This window comes from Streptomyces sp. cg36 (assembly GCF_041080675.1).
GTDB lineage: Bacteria > Actinomycetota > Actinomycetes > Streptomycetales > Streptomycetaceae > Streptomyces.
Map to the genome: position 1 here is coordinate 807,240 of NZ_CP163520.1, position 19,658 is coordinate 826,897.

18 protein-coding genes are annotated in these 19,658 nt (G+C 74.5%); 12 read left to right on the top strand and 6 right to left on the bottom strand.

Features of this window, described 5'->3' with window-relative positions:
• Positions 1-24: 24 nt before the first annotated feature.
• Positions 25-1,713, bottom strand: coding sequence for a reprolysin-like metallopeptidase (locus AB5J87_RS03600; RefSeq protein ID WP_369373821.1), 1,689 nt, complete (start codon positions 1,711-1,713; stop codon positions 25-27).
• Between the two features lie 329 nt (positions 1,714-2,042).
• On the opposite strand from AB5J87_RS03600, the gene AB5J87_RS03605 reads away from it, so the two are divergent.
• The 7 genes from AB5J87_RS03605 (at position 2,043) to AB5J87_RS03635 (ending at position 10,341) form a co-directional block, all read left to right on the top strand.
• A complete protein-coding gene (locus tag AB5J87_RS03605; protein WP_369373823.1) occupies positions 2,043-2,345 on the top strand; it encodes a hypothetical protein in 303 nt (100 codons plus the stop codon).
• 197 nt (positions 2,346-2,542) lie between these two features.
• Positions 2,543-4,522 (top strand): PQQ-binding-like beta-propeller repeat protein, encoded by a 1,980-nt coding sequence (locus tag AB5J87_RS03610; RefSeq protein WP_369373825.1) that lies wholly within the window; start codon positions 2,543-2,545, stop codon positions 4,520-4,522.
• Between the two features lie 164 nt (positions 4,523-4,686).
• Entirely contained in the window at positions 4,687-6,369 is a 1,683-nt protein-coding gene (locus AB5J87_RS03615; RefSeq protein WP_369373827.1) for a glycosyltransferase family 2 protein, read from the top strand.
• Positions 6,366-7,475 carry a glycoside hydrolase family 26 protein gene (locus AB5J87_RS03620; RefSeq protein WP_369373829.1) on the top strand — a complete coding sequence of 370 codons (1,110 nt, stop codon included), beginning with the start codon at positions 6,366-6,368 and terminating at the stop codon, positions 7,473-7,475. The genes AB5J87_RS03615 and AB5J87_RS03620 overlap by 4 nt, the downstream gene beginning before the upstream one ends.
• A gap of 139 nt (positions 7,476-7,614) precedes the next feature.
• Positions 7,615-8,538 (top strand): NADP-dependent oxidoreductase, encoded by a 924-nt coding sequence (locus AB5J87_RS03625; RefSeq protein WP_369373831.1) that lies wholly within the window; start codon positions 7,615-7,617, stop codon positions 8,536-8,538.
• A gap of 35 nt (positions 8,539-8,573) precedes the next feature.
• The gene (locus tag AB5J87_RS03630; RefSeq protein ID WP_369373833.1) at positions 8,574-9,512 is read left to right on the top strand and encodes an AraC family transcriptional regulator; all 939 of its coding nucleotides are present in this window, start codon (positions 8,574-8,576) and stop codon (positions 9,510-9,512) included.
• A 166-nt stretch (positions 9,513-9,678) separates the two neighbouring features.
• Complete coding sequence (locus AB5J87_RS03635) at positions 9,679-10,341, top strand: peptidylprolyl isomerase (protein WP_369373835.1); 663 nt, start codon at positions 9,679-9,681, stop codon at positions 10,339-10,341.
• 59 nt (positions 10,342-10,400) lie between these two features.
• Here the strand turns inward: AB5J87_RS03635 and fusA are convergent, their stop codons facing one another.
• Both fusA and AB5J87_RS03645 read right to left on the bottom strand, forming a co-directional pair.
• On the bottom strand, positions 10,401-12,485 hold the full coding sequence (fusA, locus tag AB5J87_RS03640; RefSeq protein WP_369373837.1) for an elongation factor G: 2,085 nt from the start codon (positions 12,483-12,485) through the stop codon (positions 10,401-10,403).
• Positions 12,486-12,940: 455 nt separating this feature from the next.
• Positions 12,941-13,792: a helix-turn-helix transcriptional regulator gene (locus tag AB5J87_RS03645; protein WP_369373839.1), complete on the bottom strand. Its 852-nt coding sequence runs from the start codon at positions 13,790-13,792 to the stop codon at positions 12,941-12,943.
• A gap of 149 nt (positions 13,793-13,941) precedes the next feature.
• Between AB5J87_RS03645 and AB5J87_RS03650 the strand changes: the two genes are divergently transcribed.
• From AB5J87_RS03650 to AB5J87_RS03660, 3 genes are all read left to right on the top strand, one after another.
• Positions 13,942-14,772, top strand: coding sequence for an alpha/beta fold hydrolase (locus AB5J87_RS03650; protein ID WP_369373841.1), 831 nt, complete (start codon positions 13,942-13,944; stop codon positions 14,770-14,772).
• 81 nt (positions 14,773-14,853) lie between these two features.
• Positions 14,854-15,366: a GNAT family N-acetyltransferase gene (locus tag AB5J87_RS03655; protein WP_369373843.1), complete on the top strand. Its 513-nt coding sequence runs from the start codon at positions 14,854-14,856 to the stop codon at positions 15,364-15,366.
• Positions 15,363-16,019, top strand: a complete 657-nt coding sequence (locus tag AB5J87_RS03660; RefSeq protein ID WP_369373845.1) for a histone deacetylase — start codon at positions 15,363-15,365, stop codon at positions 16,017-16,019. The genes AB5J87_RS03655 and AB5J87_RS03660 overlap by 4 nt, the downstream gene beginning before the upstream one ends.
• A 58-nt stretch (positions 16,020-16,077) precedes the next feature.
• Here AB5J87_RS03660 and AB5J87_RS03665 read toward each other — a convergent pair whose 3' ends face one another.
• Positions 16,078-16,878 (bottom strand): LysR family substrate-binding domain-containing protein, encoded by an 801-nt coding sequence (locus AB5J87_RS03665; protein WP_369373847.1) that lies wholly within the window; start codon positions 16,876-16,878, stop codon positions 16,078-16,080.
• 57 nt (positions 16,879-16,935) lie between these two features.
• Here AB5J87_RS03665 and AB5J87_RS03670 point away from each other — a divergent pair, with 57 nt between their 5' ends.
• A complete protein-coding gene (locus AB5J87_RS03670; RefSeq protein ID WP_369373849.1) occupies positions 16,936-17,337 on the top strand; it encodes a DUF5997 family protein in 402 nt (133 codons plus the stop codon).
• 142 nt (positions 17,338-17,479) lie between these two features.
• Here the strand turns inward: AB5J87_RS03670 and AB5J87_RS03675 are convergent, their stop codons facing one another.
• Entirely contained in the window at positions 17,480-18,334 is an 855-nt protein-coding gene (locus AB5J87_RS03675) for an arylamine N-acetyltransferase (protein WP_369373851.1), read from the bottom strand.
• A 239-nt stretch (positions 18,335-18,573) separates the two neighbouring features.
• Here AB5J87_RS03675 and AB5J87_RS03680 point away from each other — a divergent pair, with 239 nt between their 5' ends.
• The gene (locus tag AB5J87_RS03680) at positions 18,574-19,080 is read left to right on the top strand and encodes a DUF664 domain-containing protein (protein WP_369383343.1); all 507 of its coding nucleotides are present in this window, start codon (positions 18,574-18,576) and stop codon (positions 19,078-19,080) included.
• A 75-nt stretch (positions 19,081-19,155) separates the two neighbouring features.
• On the opposite strand, the gene AB5J87_RS03685 is transcribed toward AB5J87_RS03680, so the two are convergent.
• Positions 19,156-19,452 carry a DUF4031 domain-containing protein gene (locus tag AB5J87_RS03685; protein ID WP_369373853.1) on the bottom strand — a complete coding sequence of 99 codons (297 nt, stop codon included), beginning with the start codon at positions 19,450-19,452 and terminating at the stop codon, positions 19,156-19,158.
• Between the last annotated feature and the right edge of the window lie 206 nt (positions 19,453-19,658).

The following is a 19,658-nucleotide window of genomic DNA, read 5'->3' on the forward strand; positions in this document are numbered from 1 at the left end:
GCGGCCCCGCACCGGCGCGCGGTGTCACCGCGCCGTGGCCGTCGGCGGGCGGGTCGGGGCGGCCGTGTCCCGGACGAACCCGGCGGTCACGAAGTGGTCGCTGTTCATGGTCACGGCGACCTCGGTGGCCCGTACGGGCTGGACGGCGCCGTCGACGGTCCAGTGGTCGAGCCGGTAGCCGCTCTTCGCCACGGCGGTGACGGTGACCTGGTCGCCCCTGTCGAACAGACCGGTCGCCGCCGGGGTCACCGAACCGTGCGCGGGGCTCTCGGGCGCCGCGGTGAGCGCGTACCGCACCGGCACCGGGGGTGTGGTGGCGGGCGGGGTGCGGTAGTTGGCGAGCACCGGGCCGGTGAGGTTCATGACCCGGACGCAGTCGGCGGGCTCCGGCTCGCCGAGCGGCACGCCCCGGGGCTTGCCCCGGTAGGTCTGCCGGGGGTTGGAGAACCACAGTCCGGTCTCGCACCTGTCCTCGCGCGCGCACGACATGGTGTATCCCATGATGTCCGTCCAGGTGCGGTCGGCGGGCAGGAAGCCGTGGTTGTCGGGGTAGTAGGGGTCGAAGTTGCCGCTCTGGTAGTTCTCCGCCGCGGGGTTCACCGGGTCGGTGACGTAGTCGTGGTAGAGCCCGAAGTTGTGCCCGATCTCGTGCGCCAGGTGGTAGGTGCCGAGGGTGTCGGACTGCTGGGCGCCGAAGGCCGCGCCGTCGCTGCCCGCACCGCGTGCGGCGCCGGGGACGATCCTGGGCAGCGCGGGGGCGTTGGCGGTGCCGACGGTGTAGAGGCTGCCCGGTTCCGGGGTGAACTGCGTGAGGACGTGCAGCAGGTCCGCGCCCCGGCTGTCGCGCTGTGCGCGGGCGTCGACGGCGAAGGCGCCGTGGTACGCGGGGCTGTCGGGGTCGGAGAGCGCCGTGACGATCCCGTCGGGGTCGTCGTCGCCGCCGGTCCACTCCTTGGTGGTGAAGGTGCCCAGGAGGTTGATCCGGGCGTTGGCGGTGCTGTCGGAGTAGGCCGTGTTGGTCCCGGCGACCGCGGCCTTCACCTTCAGGTCCAGCGCCGGTGCGCCGCCGGTGGTGTGCCGGACGGTCGCGGGGGTGTACCCGACGAGCAGGTCGATCACGGGGGCGGTGACGGCGGCCCGGGACAGCGTCGGGGACGGCCGGTCCGGCCGCGGCTCCCGGGCTCCGGCGAGCCGCACCGCGCCGGGGGGAGGCGCGGGGTCGACCCGTACGACGTCGTCGTGCGGCAGGTCGCGCCGGGTGAAGGGCAGTTCGCGCACGGTGGAGGTGCCGGGCCGGTCGGCGTCGATCACATACCGCCCGGTGCCCAGGTGGACCTCACCGGCCACCCGGGGCGCCCCGTCGCCGCACGCCCCGTCGATGGCGAGGGTCACCGGCCGGTCGGGGCGGCCCGCCACCCGGCCGGTCCACAGCACCGTGCCCTGGGCGTCGCGGGAGACGCGCGCGGCGACCACGTCCAGCCGCGCGTCGTCGAAGAGCCGCAGGGTGCGCCGGTCCACGGCGCCCCGCCGGCTGCCGCAGACGGCCCGGAACGCGCCCCGGTCCCAGTGGACGCTGCCGGTGCGCGGGGCGCCGGACGCCTCCGCCGCCCCCGGACCCGGCGCGGCCGAGGCGGCGGCCGTCAGGACGGCGGGGGTGAGGACGGCGGCGGCGGCGAGCACACCGCGGAACAGGCGTCGTCGGACAGGGGGCACGGCGTTCTCCCGGGCTGGAGGCGGAGGCGACACCCCCAGGCTCGGGCCCGGGTCCGGCCGGAGCGCGCCGGGGACCGCTGGACGGGTGGCGGAGCGGACCCGGCGCCCGTGGAGCACGCCCGTACGGGTGACGCGCCCGGTGTCCGGCACCACCGCGCGGCCCGGGCCGGTGGGGGCGCGGGGCCGGGGGCGTGCCCGGCGCCCGGTGTGCCCGGGCCATGCTGCCGCACGCCCCGGGACGACGGCCTGTCAAACGGCTTGCGGGCGGCGAGAATTGGCCCGCCCGGCCGAGAATCGCCGCCGGGCAACCCCACAGAGAGGTAGGAGCGATGGCTGTTGTCCTGTCCCTGCGCTGGGCCGGGGTCACCCCCGAGCAGTACGACGCGGTCCGCGAAGCCGTGGGCTGGGAGGAGAGCTCACCGGACGGCTCCTCCGTGCACGTGGCGTGGTTCGACGCGGGCACCCTGCACATCACCGACGTCTGGGAGTCCCAGGGGGACTTCGAGCGGTTCTTCGGCGAGCGCCTCGCGTCCGCCGTCGAGAAGGCGGGCATCGCCGGACAGCCGGACACCGCGTTCCTGCCGCTGCACCGGCGTTTCGTGGCCCCCGGAGTGAGCGGCGCGGCGTCCTGACCGAGACCGCGCCGGACGCGCACGGCCCGGCCCGGGACCCCCGCGTCATCCTCCGCGGGGGTCCCGGCGCCGACATGTCCCCGCGCGTCCCCACCCGCTACGCTGCTGCGGGAGGCCGCGCGCCGGTGCCGCGCGCCGGCCGGGCCGTGACACCGGGGGGCGCCGTGGAACCGCTGGGGCCTGATGATCCGTCAACCGTGGGCCCCTACCGGCTGGTCGCCCAGCTGGGCAGCGGCGGCATGGGCCGGGTCTACCTCGGCCACTCCCCCGGCGGCCGGAAGGTCGCGATCAAGGTCATCCGCCCCGAGTACGTCCAGGAACCCGCCTTCCGGGAGCGCTTCGCCCGCGAGGTGATCGCCTCCCGGGCCGTGGGCGGCTTCTTCACGGCCGGGGTGGTCGACGCGGATCCCGAGGGCCGTCTCCCCTGGCTGGCCACCGCGTACATCCCGGGGCCCTCCCTCCAGCAGGCCGTACGGCAGGGCGGCCCCTTCCCGGAGGCGACGGCACGGGCACTGGGCGCGGCGCTGGTGGAGGCGCTCACCGCGATCCACGGCGCGGCCCTGATCCACCGGGACCTCAAGCCCGCCAACGTCCTGCTGGCCGAGGACGGGCCGCGCGTCATCGACTTCGGCATCTCCCGGCTCTGCGAGCAGAGCGGACTCACCCTCACCGGGACCACGATCGGCTCGCCGGGCTACATGTCGCCCGAGCAGATCCAGGGGCTGCGCGTGGAGCCGTCCTCCGACGTCTTCTCGCTGGGCTCGGTGCTCGCCTACGCGGCGACCGGCACCGGCCCGTTCGGGGAGGCGTCGGTGCCCGCGCTGCTCTACCGGGTGGTGAACGAGCAGCCCGATCTGCGGGACGTGCCCGCCGGGCTGCGGGACGTGATCGCGGGGTGCCTGGCGAAGCGGCCCGCGGACCGGCCCGCGCTGCCCGCGCTGATGCAGGCCCTCACCGGCGGTCGCTCCCCGGTGGACCTGCTCGCCCCCGGCTGGCTGCCCCGGCCGTGGCAGGACACCGCGCGGGTGGTCCCCGAGCCGCCGGGCCCCGCGACACCGCCCGCCGCCACCCCGCACCCGACGTCCGTCCCCCAACCGCCGCAGCAGCCACCGCAGTTGCCTCACCCCCGTGCGGTCGACCGCCGCCGCGCGCTGTACACCGGCGCGGGCGTCCTGGCGGCGGGCGGCGCCGCGGCGGCCGGCTGGCTGCTCACCCGGGACGGCACACCGTCCGCCTCGGGCACCCTGCGCTGGCGGGCCCGGACGACGGGCACCACCCTGTCGTATCCGCGGGTCGCCGGGGACCTGGTCTACGCGGCCAGCAACGACGGCACCCTGTACGCCCTGGACGCCGCCGACGGGCGGCGCCGCTGGTCGTACACCACCGGCGCGGCCCTCGGCTCGGCACCGGCCGTGCTGGGCGGCGCCGTGTACCTCGGCAGCGACGACCGCGTGCTGTACGCGCTCGACTCCCTTACCGGCAAGGTCCGTTGGAGGTACACCACCCAGGGGATCGTGCACACCCCGGCGGTGACCGGCGGTGTGGTCTACGTGGGCAGCGCGGACCACCGGCTGTACGCGGTGGACGTCGCCGGCGGAAAGCGCCGCTGGGCCTTCACCGCGGGCAACGACACCCACTCCCCGGCCGTCTCCGGCACCACGGTGTACGTGGGCAGCAGTGACACCAGCCTCTACGCGGTGGACGCCACCACGGGCGAGAAGCGGTGGGCGTTCACCACCCGGGGCGCGGTCTCCGGCATCCCCTGCGCCACGGGCGGCCTGGTGTACTTCGCCAGCACCGACGGCGGTCTGTACGCGGTGGACGCGGACAGCGGCAGGCAGGCGTGGCGCTTCGACGGCGCGTCGGTGGGCTCCAACCCGGTGGTGGCGCGGGGGCTGGTGTTCGCGGGCGGCGGCAAGTCCCTGCACGCGCTGGACGCCGCCACCGGCAGCACCAGGTGGACGTTCACGGCGGCCGGAGACGTCAACTCCCCCGCCGCGCAAGGGTCGGCGGTGTACGTGGGCAGTGCGGACAGCACGCTGTACGCCCTGGACGCGGCGACCGGCGCGCGGCTGTGGAGCTACGCCGCCGCCGCGCTCGTGCACACTCCGGCGGTCGCGCGGGACACGGTCTACTTCGGCTGCGAGGACGGCAGCCTCTACGCCGTTCGCATCTGAGTTCGGCGGGAACCGGGCGGCCGAAACCCGCCGTCCCTTTGACCGTAGGTAGCGGTCCTCTCACCCACGGGTGAGACGGCTGGTGGGCAAGGGGGGACATGTCCGGATACTCATCCCGAGGCGCTCGGCGCGCCGAGAGGAGGACGCGCCGCAACGCGTCGGCCGTGACCGCGTACCGGCGCGCGGCCCGCGGCTGCGGTCCGCTGGCCAACCCCCGCCGGGAGGTGGGCTACTGCTCCCTGCTGCACCGGGGCGAGCGCGTCTCGCTCACCGCCCTCACCGTGGCCACCGCCCTGGCCGACGTGGTCTTCATCGGCTGGCTGCTGCTGCCCGAGCACGTGCCGGGGCCCGGGGTGACCGGGCTGGGCGGCGGTCCGCTCTTCCTGGCCCGGGTGGGGTTCTGCCTGGTGGTCGCGGTCGAGGCCATCAAGATCGTCCAGGCGGCGGCGATCTGGGTGTTCGCCTTCCGCGCCCGCGACCCGATCCCGATGGTGCCGCCGGGCGGGCTGCGGGTGGCCCTGCTGACCACGATCGTCCCGGCCAAGGAGCCGCTCGCGGTGGTCCAGCGCACCCTGCGCGCCATGCTGGAGGTGCAGCGCTGGGACTGCGCCGTGGACGTGTGGATCCTGGACGAGGGCGACGATCCGGCCGTACGCCAGATGGCCGCGCGCCTGGGCGTCCGCCACTTCAGCCGCAAGGGGCGGGCGCGCTACAACCAGCCCTCCGGCCCGTACCGCGCCCGTACCAAGTCGGGCAATCACAACGCCTGGCGCGCCGAGCACGAGAGTGCCTACGACGTGGTCGCGCAGATGGACCCCGACCACGTGCCGCTGCCGTGCTTCCTGGAGCGGACCCTGGGCTACTTCCACGACCCGGACACCGCGTTCGTGGTGGCGCCGCAGGTGTACGGGAACGCGTACGAGAACTGGGTGGCGCACGGCGCGTCCGTCCAGCAGTACCTGTTCAGCAGCATCGTGGAGCGGGGCGGCAACGGCCTGGACGCGCCGCTGCTCATCGGCACCAACCACCTCTACCGGGTGACCGCCTGGCAGCAGATCGGCGGCTACCAGGACTCGATCATCGAGGACCACCTGACCAGCATGCGGGTGCACGGCACGGCCAACCCGCTGACCGGGAACGGCTGGAAGGGCGTCTACACCCCGGACGTGGTGGCGGTCGGCGAGGGGCCGACCACCTGGACCGACTACTTCAACCAGCAGAAGCGCTGGGCCTACGGCATCTGGGAGATCAAGCTCAACCCCGAGCTGCGCCGGGGCATCCGGCTGCGGCCCCGCCAGCGGCTGCTGTACGACCTGGTGCAGTTCTACTACCCGAGCATCGCGGTGAACCTGGCGCTCGGCACCCTCGCCACCGCCCTGTACATGCTGCTCGGCGTCTCCTCCATCCAACTGCCCGGCCTGCCCTGGTTCCTGCTGTGGTCGGCGGGGATGGGCGGCTCGTTCACGCTGTGGCTGTGGCTGCGCCGGTTCAACCTGGCCGAGCACGAGCGCCGGGAGATCGGCACGGCGGGCATCCTGCTGACGCTGTTCGCGGGGCCCGTGTACCTCGCGGCGGCGGTGAACGCCCTGCTGCGGCGCCCGCTGGCGTACGCGGTCACCGCCAAGGGCGAGCTGCGCAGCGCCGAGTCGCCGCGCACCTTCCGCCAGCACCTGCTGTGGGCGCTGCTCGCCCTGGTGCTGCTCGCCGTCAGCTTCCTGCACCACCACGACTACACCTGCATGCGGATCTGGGCGCTGCTGTGCCTGGCGGCGGGTTCGGCGCCGCCGCTGCTGGCCCTGGCCGAGGGCGTCTCCACCCGGCTGCGGACCGCGAGGGCCGACCGGTGAGGATCACCACGCCCCGGGTGCTGGCCCTGCTCTGCGCGGTGGTGCTGTGCTGGTACACCTTCCAGGTGGCCCCGGACCTCGCGGACCGCCCGCGCCGCGCGGCGGCGGCCCGCGCCGACGCCGTACTGCCGCCGACCACCCGGCTGCCGGGCGCCGAGGGCGTCTCGGCGCGGCCGGGCACCGCCTTCCCGGCCCCGGGGAAGGCGTTCCTCGGCGTCTTCACCTCCCAGGGCACCCATGACTTCACCGAGGCCGCCGACTTCACCCGCCAGACCGGGCACCGGCCGCAGGTCTTCGAGTTCTCGGCCGACTGGGCCCACGACCGCTTCGACGCGGCGGCGTTCGACCAGGTGGCCCGGCGCGGCATGCTGCCCGTGGTCGCCTGGGAGCCGTGGGACCACCGCGCCGAGGCCAAGGAGCCGCGGCTGCGCGGCGAGCAGCCCGCGTACCGCCTGGCGCGGATCGTCGACGGCGACTTCGACTCCTACGTACGCTCCTGGGCGCGCGGGATCGCGTCGCTCGGCTATCCGGTGGCCATCCGCTTCGCCCATGAGATGAACGGCTACTGGTATCCGTGGTGCGAGCAGTCCAACGGCAACGCCCCCGGGGAGTACGTCCGGGCGTGGCGCCACCTCCACGACGTCTTCGACGAGGCGGGCGCGCACAACGCGATCTGGGTGTGGAGCCCGAACATCAGCTACGCCAACTCCACGCCGCTGAAGGGGCTCTACCCCGGGGACGCGTATGTGGACTGGGTGGGCCTGTCCGGCTACTACGGCACCGTCGGCAAGGAGAACTACCAGTCCTTCGAGGCCCTGTTCACCCCGTCCCTGCGCGAGCTGCGCCGCTTCACGCGCAAACCGCTGGTCGTCACGGAGGTGGGGGCCACCGACGCGGCGGGGCGCAAGGCGGAGTGGATCAGCGGGATGTTCCGCGCGCTGCCCCGGCACCGCGACATCATCGGGGTGATCTGGTACCAGGCGGTCAAGGAGATCGACTGGCGGGTGGGCACCTCGCCCGCGTCCTCGGCCGCGTTCACGGCGGGCGCCTCGGCCGCCCGGTACCAGCAGCGGTGGGACCCGGGGGCGCGGCCCCGCCTGCGATGAAGGAGGCCCACCTCACCGAGAGCACCGGACAGCGAGACGCTGGGACATGCGAGTGAGACGGAAGGCCATTCTGCGGCTCGTTCGCTCTCCATAGAGTTGCCGACATCGAGCAGGAGAACGCGACTCAGGGAGAGTTACCGTGCGTGCAGTCGTCCAGAAGTCCGTCGGCGGCCCCGAGGTCCTGGAGGTCGTCGAGACCGACCGGCCCGTCCCCCGGTCCGGCGAGGTCCTCGTCAGGGTCCGTGCCAGTGCGATCAACCCGGTGGACGTGGCCGTGCGGGCCGGTGCCTTCCCGCTCCTGGGCGAGCCGCCGTTCGCGGTGGGCTGGGACGTCTCCGGCGTGGTGGAGGAGGTGGGTCCGGGCGCCCGGTTCGCGGTGGGCGACGAGGTGTACGGGATGCCGCTGTTCCCCCGCGCCGCGGGCGGCTACGCCGAGTACGTCGCCGTGCCCGCCGACCACTTGGCGCTCAAGCCCGCCTCGCTGGACCACGTCCACTCCGCCGCCGTCCCGCTCGCGGCCCTCACCGCCTGGCAGGGCCTGGTGCGCGAGGCCGACGTCAAGGCGGGCGACCGGGTGCTGATCCAGCGCGCGGCCGGCGGTGTCGGGCACTTCGCGGTGCAGATCGCGAAGGCCCGCGGCGCGCACGTGATCGCCGTCGCGAGCGCGGCCCGCCACGGCTTCCTGCGCGGCCTCGGCGCCGACGAGGTGATCGACTACCGCACCACCGACTACACCGAGGCCGTCCGGGACGTGGACGTGCTCCTCGACTCCACGGCCCAGTCCGACCTCTCGGTGCACGTGGTGCGCCCCGGCGGTGTGCTGATCAGCATCCTGGAGCACCGCGACGCGGAGGTCGCCGCACGGGTGGCGGCGGCCGGACGGCGCTTCGCGGGCGTCTCGGTGGAACCGGACGCGGCGGCGCTGGAGGCGATCGCCGGGCTGATCGACGCGGGCCGGATCCGGCCGTACGTGGAGGAGACGTTCCCGCTGGCCGAGGCCGCCAAGGCGCACGAGCTGGTCGGCTCCGGACGGGTGCAGGGCAAGATTGTCCTGACGGTCTGACCGGAGAGGGCCGTGGAGGAGAGGGGCGGGGCCGCATGGACATCCTGACGGAGGCGCTGGCCTCGATGCGCACCGGGCACCCGGCGTCCGTGCGGACCAACGGCCGCGCCCCCTGGGGCCTGCGGCTGCCGCCGGTGGCGGGCGCCGGGTTCCACGTGGTGCTGTACGGCACCTGCTGGCTGGTCCCGCTGGAGAACGCGCCGTCGCACCGGGAGCCGATCCCGCTCAGCCCGGGTGACGTGGTCTTCCTGCGGGACGGGCGCGGCCACATCCTGGCCGACCACCCCGCCACCCCCGCCCGCGAGGCGGAGGCCCGGCAGTTCCAGGGGGGCTCGCCCATCGGCTCGGTCAGCCTCGGCGGCGACGGCCCCGAGACCAGTCTGCTGTGCGGCAACTACCACCTCGACCAGGGCCGCCCCCACCCGCTGGTGCGCCAGCTGCCGGAGGTGATCCACCTGCCCACCCGGCACGGCCGCCATCCGGAGCTGAGCGCGGCCGTGCAGCTCCTGGGCGCGGAGCTGGAGAACCCGCGCGCCGGCTCGGACGGCATCGTGCCGGGTCTGATCGACTCACTGCTCCTCTACATCCTGCGGGCGTGGCTGGAGGACCAGCCGTCGGCCGGCGCGCAGGGGTGGGCGGCGGCGCTGGGCGACCCGGCGGTGGCCCCCGCGCTGGCGGCGATGCACGACGACCCGTCGGCGCAGTGGACGGTGGAGTCGCTGGCGGAGCGGGCCGGGCTGTCCCGGGCCGCGTTCGCCCGGCGGTTCGCGGCGCTGGTGGGCGAGCCGCCGATGGCGTATCTGACGCGCTGGCGGATGACGACGGCGGCGCGGCTGCTGCGCGAGTCCGACGCCCCGCTGACGAAGGTCGCGGCCCGTACGGGATACGGCTCGGAGTTCGCCTTCGCCAAGGCGTTCAAGCGGGAGTACGGACAGGCGCCCGGGGGCTACCGGCGCCAGAACCGGGCGGCCTGAGCGCGGCGGGCCCGGCCTTCAACCGAGTTTCCAACGGCGGCAGTTCGTGGACCGGCCCCTGGCATGGCGGGCCCCGGAGCGGGCAGGATGAGGCGGCCATGACACACCGCCCCGGTGCCGGCCCGTCCGGCGCCGGCCGGGCCGCCGATCCGAAAGGGACCCGTCCGTGCTGCGCAAGTCCTCCGCCCTGCTCGCCGCTGCCGCCCTGCTGCCGCTCGGCGCCACCGCGCACTCCGCTGCCGCCGCCCCGGCCACCGCCGCGCCGACGGCCGCGTGTACGTACACGCCCGCCGTCCCCGCCGACAACTTCAAGGGGATCCCGGTCTTCGACCCGGTCAAGGCGGCCAAGCCGTACAGCGCGACCCTGCGCACCAGCCAGGGCGCCATCACCTTCCGGGCGCTCACCGACAAGGCCCCCTGCACCACGTACTCGTTCAAGTTCCTCGCCCAGCGCGACTACTTCGACCGCTCGCACTGCCACCGGCTGACCACGGCCCGCATCTACGTCCTGCAGTGCGGCGACCCGACGGGCACCGGCAGCGGCGGCCCCGGCTACTCCTTCCCCGACGAGAACCTCACCGGCGCCACCTACCCCGCCGGGACCGTGGCGATGGCCAACGCCGGGCCGAACACCAACGGCAGCCAGTTCTTCTTCGTCTGGAAGGACACCAAACTCTCGCCCGCCTACACGCCGTTCGGCCGGGTCACCGCCGGGCTGGACGTCCTCCAGAAGATCGCCGCGGGCGGCGAGGACGACCAGAACAACCCCGGCGACGGCTTCCCGACGCTGCCGGTGAACATCAAGAACGTACGCGTCAAGAACGGCTAGCCGACGCACCGGACGGCCCCGTCCCGAGCGGGACGGGGCCGCGCACACCGGGGCGCCCGCTAGCGGGTCACCACTCCCGCCGGAACGGGGCCGTACCCGGCGGGCCGGGTGGTGAAAGTTCCCCGGCCCTGGGTGCGCCCGCGCAGCCGCGACGCGTAGCCGAAGAGCTCGGCCAGGGGCACGGTGGCGGTGACCACCGCCGTGCCCGCCCGCGCGGTGGAGCCCGCCACCCGGCCGCGCCGGGCCGCCAGATCGCCCAGCACCGCGCCGACCGCGCTGTCGGGCACGGTCACGGTGACCTCGATCACCGGTTCCAGCAGCACCATCGCACTGGCCCGCAGGGCCTCGCGCAGCGCGAGACGGCCCGCGGTCCGGAACGCCATCTCCGAGGAGTCCTTGGAGTGGGTGGCCCCGTCGCGGAGCGTGACCCGCACCCCGGTCACCGGATGCCCGCCGAGGGGGCCCTCGGCCAGGGCGTCCCGGCAGCCCGCCTCGACCGCGCGGACGTACTCCTGCGGCACCCGGCCGCCCGTGACGGCCGAGCGGAACGCGAAGCCCTCCGCACCGGCGGCCGTCGCGTCCAGCGGCTCCACGTCGAGGACGACATGGGCGAACTGACCGGCTCCGCCCTCCTGTTTGACGTGCCGGTACAGCAGTCCGGACACCCCGCGCCCGACGGTCTCCCGGTAGGCGACCTGCGGGCGCCCGACCGCGATCTCCAGCCCCTGGTGGCCGCGGCGCACCTTCTCCACCGCCACCTCCAGATGCAGCTCGCCCATCCCCGACAGCACGGTCTGGCCGGTCTCGGGATCGGTGCGGACGGCCAGCGAGGGATCCTCCTCCACCAGCTGGGCGAGGGCGGTGGCGAGCCGGTCGGTGTCCAGGCCGCGGCGGGCCTCGACGGCCACCGAGACCACCGGGTCCGCCACCGTCGGCGGTTCGAGGACCAGCGGGTGCGCCGGTGCGCACAGCGTGGCCCCGGCCCGCGCCGACCTGACCCCGATCACGGCGACGATGTCCCCGGCCCGGGCCCGGTCCACCTCGGTGTTCCGGTCGGCCTGTACGCGCAGGATCCGCCCGACGCGCTCGGTGCGCCCGGCCGTCGCGTCCAGCACGGTGTCCCCCCTTCCGATCGTGCCCGCGTACACCCGCAGATAGGTGAGGCGGCCGGTGGCGGTCGCGTTCACCTTGAACACCAGCCCCGTGAAGGGCTCCTCGGGGTCGGCGCGGCGCTCGCGCACCTCGCCGTCCAGGGTGCCCCGCACCGGCGGCACGTCCACCGGCGAGGGGAGATACGCCACCACGGCGTCCAGCAGCGGCTCGATCCCGCGGTTGCGGTAGGCCGACCCGCACAGCACGACGACCGCCTCGCCGCTCGCCGTGAGCTCGCGCAGGGCCGCCGCCAGCGTCGCCCCGGTCAGCTCCGCGCGGGCGCAGAACTCCTCCAGCGCGGCCGGGTGGAGCTCCGCCACCGACTCGTCGAGAAGCCCGCGCCGGCGCCACGCCTCCTCGCGCAGGGCTTCCGGCACCGGCCCCTCCTCGTAGCCGTCGCCGTCCGCGCCCCACACCAGCGCGCGCATCCGGAGGAGGTCCACCACCCCGGTGAAACCGTCCTCGCGGCCGATCGGCAGCTGGACGGCCAGCGGAGCCGGGTGCAGCCGCTCCCGGATCGAGGCGACCGCCGAGTCCAGATCGGCCCCGGCGCGGTCCAGCTTGTTCACGAAGGCGATCCGGGGCACCCGGTGCCGGTCGGCCTGGCGCCACACCGACTCGCTCTGCGGCTCGACGCCCGCCACGGCGTCGAACACCGCGACGGCCCCGTCGAGCACCCGCAGGGAGCGCTCGACCTCGTCGGCGAAGTCGACGTGGCCGGGGGTGTCGATCAGGTTGATCCGGTGCCCCCGCCAGTCGCAGCTGACGGCCGCGGCGAAGATGGTGATGCCCCGGTCGCGCTCCTGGGAGTCGAAGTCGGTGACGGTGGTGCCGTCGTGCACCTCACCGCGTTTGTGGGTGGTGCCGGTCGCGTACAGGACCCGTTCGGTGACGGTGGTCTTGCCCGCGTCCACATGGGCGAGGATGCCGAGGTTGCGTACGGCGCGGAGCGCGGAGGTGGAGCGGGATCGCGTGGTGACGTTGGTGCGCACGGCCCGAAGCCTTTCGGAATGCTGAAAGCGGTGGAAAGAGGCAGCGCGATTCCCGGACACGCCGAGCCCCGCCGAACCAGCGGCGGAGCACGGTATTTGACGTGGCATCAGATTTTTGCCACGTCTGAGGGGTCCGTACCGACGGCCCGGCCGGGTGCTCCCGTGCGGGCAGGGGTCAGACGTGTGTCGCGGGCGTCCGGTGCGGGCCGCGCGGCCGGCACCGGGAAGGCGTGGACACCAGGATCACGTCGTAACGCGACCGGGGAACGCCGACGGCGATGCGCTCGCACATGCCGGGCTCCCCTCGTTCGTCGACGTGCGGCCCCGGAACTCCGTGGCCGTGTGGGGAGTTTAGGGAGAGGGGCACGGTCGGCGACAACGGTTTATTCGACCGGTGCGACGGCGCGGGCCGGGAGTCCGTACGGGCCCGGCCGCCGGTGGCCGACCGGGCCGGTTCAGCGAGCCGCCGACACCGGGTCGGCCGCGAGCAGCCCCAGCCGGTCGGCCGTGTCGGAACCGGGCGGCGGGGTGAGCAGCACCAGCCGCTGTTCGCCCTCGGGCGCCAGCAGCACCTGGCAGTCCAGGTCCACCGCGCCGAGCACGGGGTGGAGCACCCGCATCCGGGTGTGCCGCCGCACGGCCACCTCGTGCAGGTCCCACAGCGCGGCGAACTCCGCGCTGGCGCCGCGCAGCCGCTCCACGAGCCGGGCTGCGGCCGGGTCCCCGGCGCGGCGGCCCACCGCGGCGCGCAGGTCGGCGACGTGCACCCGGCTGTAGTGGGCGTGTTCGGCCGCCGGATAGGCGTCCCTGGCCGCCGGGTCCGCGAACCAGCGCCAGACGACGTTGCGGCCGTGTTCCGACACCGTGCACACCCCGCCGAGCAGGGCGCGGGCCAGGTCGTTCTGGGCGAGGACGTCCCCGAGGTCGTTGAGCACCTGCGCGGCGGTGCCCGGCAGCCGCTCCAGTACGTGCAGCAGGCCCGCGGCCACCTCGTCGTCACCGGCGCGCCGGGCGGGCGGGTGCTGCCCGGCGAGCAGGTGGAGGTGGTCGCGCTCGTCGTCGCTCAGCCGCAGGGCGCGGGTGAGGGCGGCGAGCATCTGCGGCGACGGCTGCGGACCGCGGGCCTGTTCGAGGCGGGTGTAGTAGTCGGTCGACATGCCCGCGAGCTGGGCCACCTCCTCGCGCCGCAGCCCGGGCGTGCGGCGCCGCGCGCCCGCGGGGAGCCCGGCGTCCTGCGGGCTCACCCGCTCGCGCGAACGGCGGAGGAAGTCGGCGAGCCCGCTGCGGTCGTACGTCATGGGGCTCATCCTGCCGGAGCCCCCGGCGCCGTATCCAGGGACCCCCGGTCCCCGGGTCCCAGAGAGCTCTCCCGCACCCCTCGCCGGGGCGGCAATGTGGGTGCCGCCGGAGGAAACCACCCCGGCGAGACACCGCGAACCAAACCTGTGGAGCCACCATGTCCGCGTCCCCGCACACCCCCACCACCCACACCGTCACCGTCGCCGACGCCCTCGTCTCCTACGACCGCCACTCCTCCGGCCGCCCCGGACCGGGGCCCGCCCTGGTCCTGGTGCACGGCACCGGCTCGGGCGGCTCGGCCGTCAACTGGGGTGCTCTCGCGCCCCGTTTCGCCGCCGGCCGCACGGTGCTCACCCCCGACCTCTCCGGCACCGAACGCACTGCGGACGACGGCGGTCCGCTCACCGTCGAGGGCCTGGCCGCGCAGGTCGTGGCGGTCATCGAGGACGCGGGCACCGGGCCGGTGGACCTGCTGGGCTTCTCGATGGGCGCCCCGGTCTGCGCCGCCGTCGCCGCGCTCCGGCCCGACCTCGTGCACCGGCTGGTCCTGGTCGCCGGCTGGGCCCACACCGACGGCGACGAATACCTGCGGAACCAGTTCACGCTCTGGCAGCAGGTGGGCGCCTCCGACCCGGCCGCCTTCGGGCGGATCATCACGATGACCGGCTTCAGCCGGGGCTTCCTCAACACGATCGGCCGCGAGCAGGTCGAGCTCCTCATCCCCAATCTGCCGCCCACCCCGGGCACGCTGCGCCACGTCGGCCTGGACAGCCGGGTCGACATCCGCGCGCTGCTCCCCCGGGTCCGGGCCACCACGCTGGTGATCGGCTGCACCCAGGACGCGACCATTCCGGTCGAGCACAGCCGGGGCCTGCACGCCGCGATCGCGGGCAGCTCCTACGCCGAGATCGACGCCGGGCACGTGGCCTTCTTCGAGCGGGAGGACGAATTCGTCAAGCTCGTCGACGACTTCACCCCGGCCCCGTGACGGCGGCGGCCCATTCCACGTCCTGGCAGGGCGCGGCAATTGCGGCGACAGGGCGCAGGGGCGGTGCGTAGCATCGGCGCCATGCCCGAGCTCCAGCGCCTGCGCTTCGACCACGCCCCCGCCCTGCTGCGCTTCGAGCGGGAGAACCGGGCGTTCTTCGCCGCCTCGATCCCCGACCGCGGTGACGACTACTTCACCCACTTCGACGCCCGCCACCAGGAGCTGATGGCCGAGCAGGCCGCCGGGCTCCACTTCTTCCACGTGCTGGTGGACGGCGAGGGCGAGGTGCTGGGCCGGGTCAACCTGGTCGGTGTGGAGGGGAGTTCGGCCGAGCTCGGCTACCGCATCGCCGAGCGGGCCACCGGCCGGGGCCTGGCCACCGCCGCGGTGCGCGAAGCCTGCGCCCTGGCGGCGCGGGAGTACGGGCTGACGACCCTGCGCGCCGCCACCACCGTCGACAACGCCGCGTCCCGGGCCGTCCTCGCCCGCACCGGATTCGTGGCGGACGGCGAGCCCGGCGACGACTTCACGCTCAGCGGCGGCCGTCCGGCGCTGCGCTTCGTCCGGGTCCTGGCGCGCGAGGCCGAGCGGTGAGCGCGACACGGGCCATCGGGCCGGGCCCCCACCTTGATCTGACGCCCAGTCAGGTCTGGTACTGCTCGTACGGCTCGAACACCCATCTGGACCGGCTCGCCCAGTACATCCTCGGCGGACGGCACTCCGGTGGCACGAGGACGTATCCGGGCTGCCGGGACCGCGCCCTGCCGAGCGCGTCCGTGCCCGTGGAGCTGCCGGGCGTCCTGTACTTCGCCACCACCTCCCCGGTCTGGGGCGGCGGCCGGGCGTTCCACGACCCCGACACCGCGGGCCGCACCCTGGCGCGGGCCCATCTGGTGTCGGCCTCCCAGTTCGCCGACATCGCCGCGCAGGAGATGTACCGGCAGCCGGGCACCGACCTCGATCTGGCCGAGGCCCTGTCCCGGGGCCGGGCGAGCCTCGGCGACGGGCGGTACGAGACGCTGGTCTGCCCCGGGCAGCTGGACGGTGTGCCGCTGCTCACCTTCACGGCGCCGTGGCGGGCGGCCGACGTCGCTCCGACGGTGCCGTCCGCCCCGTATCTGCGCCATCTGGCCGCGGGGCTGCTGGAGGCGGGCGCGTGGGACGCCGACGCCGTCTGCGCCTACCTCGCGGCGGGCGCGGCGGGACACTGGTCGGCGGCGGCCGTACGGGCACTGCTCACGGGCTGAGCGGGCGGGCCCACGGGGCGCCCGGGGGCCCCGGCCGCCCGGCGCGGGCAGCGCAGGCTCAGGAGCGGCGACGCGGCTTCGCGGAGCGGCCGGAGCTCTTCGCGCCGCCCTTGGCGGCCCCACCCTTGGCGCCGCCCTTCCCGGCGCCGGAGCGCCCGCCCGCCTTGGCCGTCCCCGTCTTGCCCTGCGCGGGCCCCCGCCGGGCGCCGGACGCGTCGGGACGCCCGGCCTTCGGCTGGGCCGGGGCCTGCCGGCCGCGCGAGCTGTTCACGGTGCGTCCGCGCACGATCCCGATGAAGTCCTCCACCATGTCGGTGGTGCGGTCCTCGGGCCAGGAGAGCGCGACCCGCGACTCGGGGGTGCCGGTGACGGGCCGGTAGGTGAGGTCCTTGCGGTGGTGCAGCCGGGCGAGCGACTGCGGGACCACGAGCAGGCCGATGCCCGCCGCCACCAGTTCCACGGCGTCCGCCGTGGTGGCGGGGCGCTCGAAGGCGGGCCGGCCCGGCGGGCGCTCCCAGTCCAGGGTGTCATCGAGGGGGTGCAGCACGACCTCGTCGGCCAGGTCCTCGGCGGACACCTCCTCGACCGCGCTGATCTCGTGGTCCTTGGGGATCACGACGACCGTGGTCTCGGTGTACAGCGGGATGGCGCTCAGGTCCGTACGGTCGACGGGCAGGCGGACGAAACCGGCGTCGGCGCCGCCGTCCCGCAGCAGGCCGAACGCCTCGGCGGGGGTCACCGCGACCAGGGTGAGCGGGATGTCGGGCAGCCGCTCGTTCCAGATCCGCACCCATTTGGTGGGCGTCACGCCCGGGACGTACGCGAGCCTGAACGAGGGGGTTGCTTCCGAGCCTGTCACTCCGCCAGGTTACCGGGCGTGGTCGGCGGTGGCGCACACGCTCGATACTCTTGACACATGACGTCGCACCAGAGCGCCCAGACCATGAAGCCCGCGACCGCGGCGAAGAAGCTGGGTGTGTACCTCGAAGCCACCCCCGCAGAGTTCCAGGAGGGTGTGGTTTCGCGCACCGAGTTCAACGCGCTCCAGGCCGACCCGCCCCAGTGGCTCCAGGAGCTGCGGCGCACCGGCCCGCACCCCCGGCCGGTGGTCGCCGCCAAGCTGGGCGTCTCCATCGCCGGGCTGGCGCGCGGCGGTGTCACCGAGGCGCTCACCACCGAGCAGATCGACGCCCTGAAGCAGGAGAACCCGGAGTGGCTGCAGAAGGAGCGCGCCACCCAGGCCGAGGTGCGCAAGGAGACCGTGCGCATCAAGGAGAAGAACGCGAAGAAGGCCGCGCAGCAGCAGTCGGGCTCCTGACGCCCCCGGTGCCGCCGCGCCCCGCGCCCGGCGGCACCGTCCCGCAGCCCCTCCGCGCCGCCGCGCACCGCAGTGCGGTGCGCGGCGGCGCGGTGCGTCTTGGCCCGACCGGGCCGGGACGCGGGCTCGGGCGCTGATGCGCTCAGTCCGAGGCCAGGCCCTCGCGCAGCCGGACGAGCTCGTCCTCGTCGGGCACGATCCCGAACGGCTCCGCGAGCACCCCCGCCAGCTCGCCCGGTTCGATCTTCCGCTCGGTCCACGACCCGTCGGGGCCGAAGGTGGTCCACACGTTCCCGTCGAGCCGGTGGTGGCCGGTGGCGGTGAACTTCTGCGCGAAGACGCGCCGCACGAACGGCGAGCGGGGGTTGGTGCTCACGAAGTGGCTGCCCACCGCGTAGTCGAACGGGTACTGCTCGGTCAGCGTGAAGGTGTGCCGGTCCTCCCAGCCGTCCTCACGGAGCTGGTGCAGCCACCAGTGGTCGACGCCGAGGACGCCGTCGCGCCGCTCCATCCGGAACCTCCACCCGTCCAGGTCCACCTCCGTCCCGTCCACGATCTCGATGGGCTCCAGCGGTCCGGCGCCGAACCCGACGTCGCAGAGCCACAGCCCGTCGTCGTCCACCGGCCGCACCCCGAGCAGGGCGTGGGTGGCGGGCAGGATCTTGTCGCTGCCGAGCGTGACGCGTCCGATCAGCGCGGTGAACTCGAAGCCGAGCCGTTCGAGCGCGGCGGCGAAGAGCACCACGTGCTCGTAGCAGTAGCCGCCCCGGCCGCCGCCCACCAGCCGCTCCTGGACCGTCGCGATGTCCAGCGCCACCGGCTTGCCGAGCACGGCGTTGAAGTTCTCGAACGGTATCGAGGTCACATGGGCCCGCTGCAGGGCCCGCAGCACCGCCAGCGTGGGTGCGCGCTCCCCCTCGTGACCGATGCGGGCGAGATAGGCGTCCAGGTCGATCCCGTCGCCGGACCAGCCGCGTCCGTTGCCTGCCTCTGACATGGGTCAACCTCCGCCGTGCGATTCCTTGTTGTGTCATCGACATTAAACGTCGGCGGACGGCCGGAACATGCCCGCGAGGACGGTCCCGACCTCATCCATTGGTCCCGGACGCGGCTCCCGGGTCCTAGGTCCGCGGGCCGAGGCCGCGTGGGGCGGGGGCGGTGCGGGTGTCGGCCGGACGGACCCGTCCGGCCGGGACAGCGGGCGCGGTCCGCGCTAAGTTGGCGGACGTGACCACGGTGAGCAGTTCCGACCTCCTCCTCGACGCCTTCGACCGGATCCGCGAGACGGTCGCGGCGGCCGTCGACGGCCTGGGCGAGGAGGAGTTGGCGTACCGCGCCGACGGCTCGGCGAATTCGATCGCCTGGCTCGTCTGGCATCTGACCCGCATCCAGGACGACCACCTCGCCGAGGTCGCCGGGCACGAGCAGACCTGGACCGCCGACGGCTGGGCCGAGCGGTTCGCCCTCCCCCTGGACCCCTCGGACACCGGGTACGGGCACACGCCCGCCCAGGTGGCCTCGGTCGTCGCCACCGCCGGGCAGCTCACCGGCTACCACGAAGCGGTGCACGCCCGGACCGCCGCCTTCGTGGCGGACCTGGACGGCGAGGCGCTGGCCCGGGTCGTCGACACCCGGTGGGATCCGCCGGTCACACTGGCGGTCCGGCTGATCAGCGTCGTCTCGGACGACCTCCAGCACGCGGGGCAGGCCGCCCTCGTACGGGGTGTGCTCCCCCGCCGCTAGGGCGGGGGGCCGTACGGGCCGTGCCCCCGGAGCCGGGGCCGGGCGCGCGGCCCGCGTCCGGCCGGTCCGGGCCGGTCAGACCGCGATGCCGTCGCGGCGGCTGATCATCAGGTCGCCCATGAACCGCCGGTCCACCTCACGGGCGCCGAGGCGGACGGCCTGGGCGCGGGTGGGCGGGGTGATGTCGTAGTGCCAGCGGTGGTCCCGGGGGCTCTTGCGCTGGTACCAGGCGCGGCGCATGCCGAGGGCCTTGGCGAAGGCGTGCAGCTCGTCCTCGGTGTCGGCCGTCATGTGACACCAGTGCTGGGACGGCAGTCCCCGGCGCCGGGCCAGTGCCCCGTAGTCCTTCACCTCGTCCACGTAGACCGTCATGGACAACCTCCCACTCCCGCTGAGGCGTTCCATTCTCCCTTGCCCCGTGGGGCCGCCGGGACACCCCGCGTGGCACGATGGCCCGATCCGGCCATCATTCACCCTTTGGGATGTCATAAGCTTGCCTTATGAGGTCATAAACAGGGGGTGGGTAGTCACTTAGGTTTACCTAAGCTTAGGGTGTCCGACGAGCCATTTCGTTTTTT

What these genes read in the sequence shown, in the direction of transcription:
- AB5J87_RS03605 (WP_369373823.1), top strand. Translation starts at nt 2,043, where the DNA reads ATGGCTGTTGTCCTGTCCCTGCGCTGGGCCGGGGTCACCCCCGAGCAG.
- AB5J87_RS03630 (WP_369373833.1), top strand. Translation starts at nt 8,574, where the DNA reads ATGGACATCCTGACGGAGGCGCTGGCCTCGATGCGCACCGGGCACCCG.
- AB5J87_RS03645 (WP_369373839.1), bottom strand. Translation starts at nt 13,792, where the DNA reads ATGAGCCCCATGACGTACGACCGCAGCGGGCTCGCCGACTTCCTCCGC.
- AB5J87_RS03650 (WP_369373841.1), top strand. Translation starts at nt 13,942, where the DNA reads ATGTCCGCGTCCCCGCACACCCCCACCACCCACACCGTCACCGTCGCC.
- AB5J87_RS03655 (WP_369373843.1), top strand. Translation starts at nt 14,854, where the DNA reads ATGCCCGAGCTCCAGCGCCTGCGCTTCGACCACGCCCCCGCCCTGCTG.
- AB5J87_RS03670 (WP_369373849.1), top strand. Translation starts at nt 16,936, where the DNA reads ATGACGTCGCACCAGAGCGCCCAGACCATGAAGCCCGCGACCGCGGCG.
- AB5J87_RS03675 (WP_369373851.1), bottom strand. Translation starts at nt 18,334, where the DNA reads ATGTCAGAGGCAGGCAACGGACGCGGCTGGTCCGGCGACGGGATCGAC.
- AB5J87_RS03685 (WP_369373853.1), bottom strand. Translation starts at nt 19,452, where the DNA reads ATGACGGTCTACGTGGACGAGGTGAAGGACTACGGGGCACTGGCCCGG.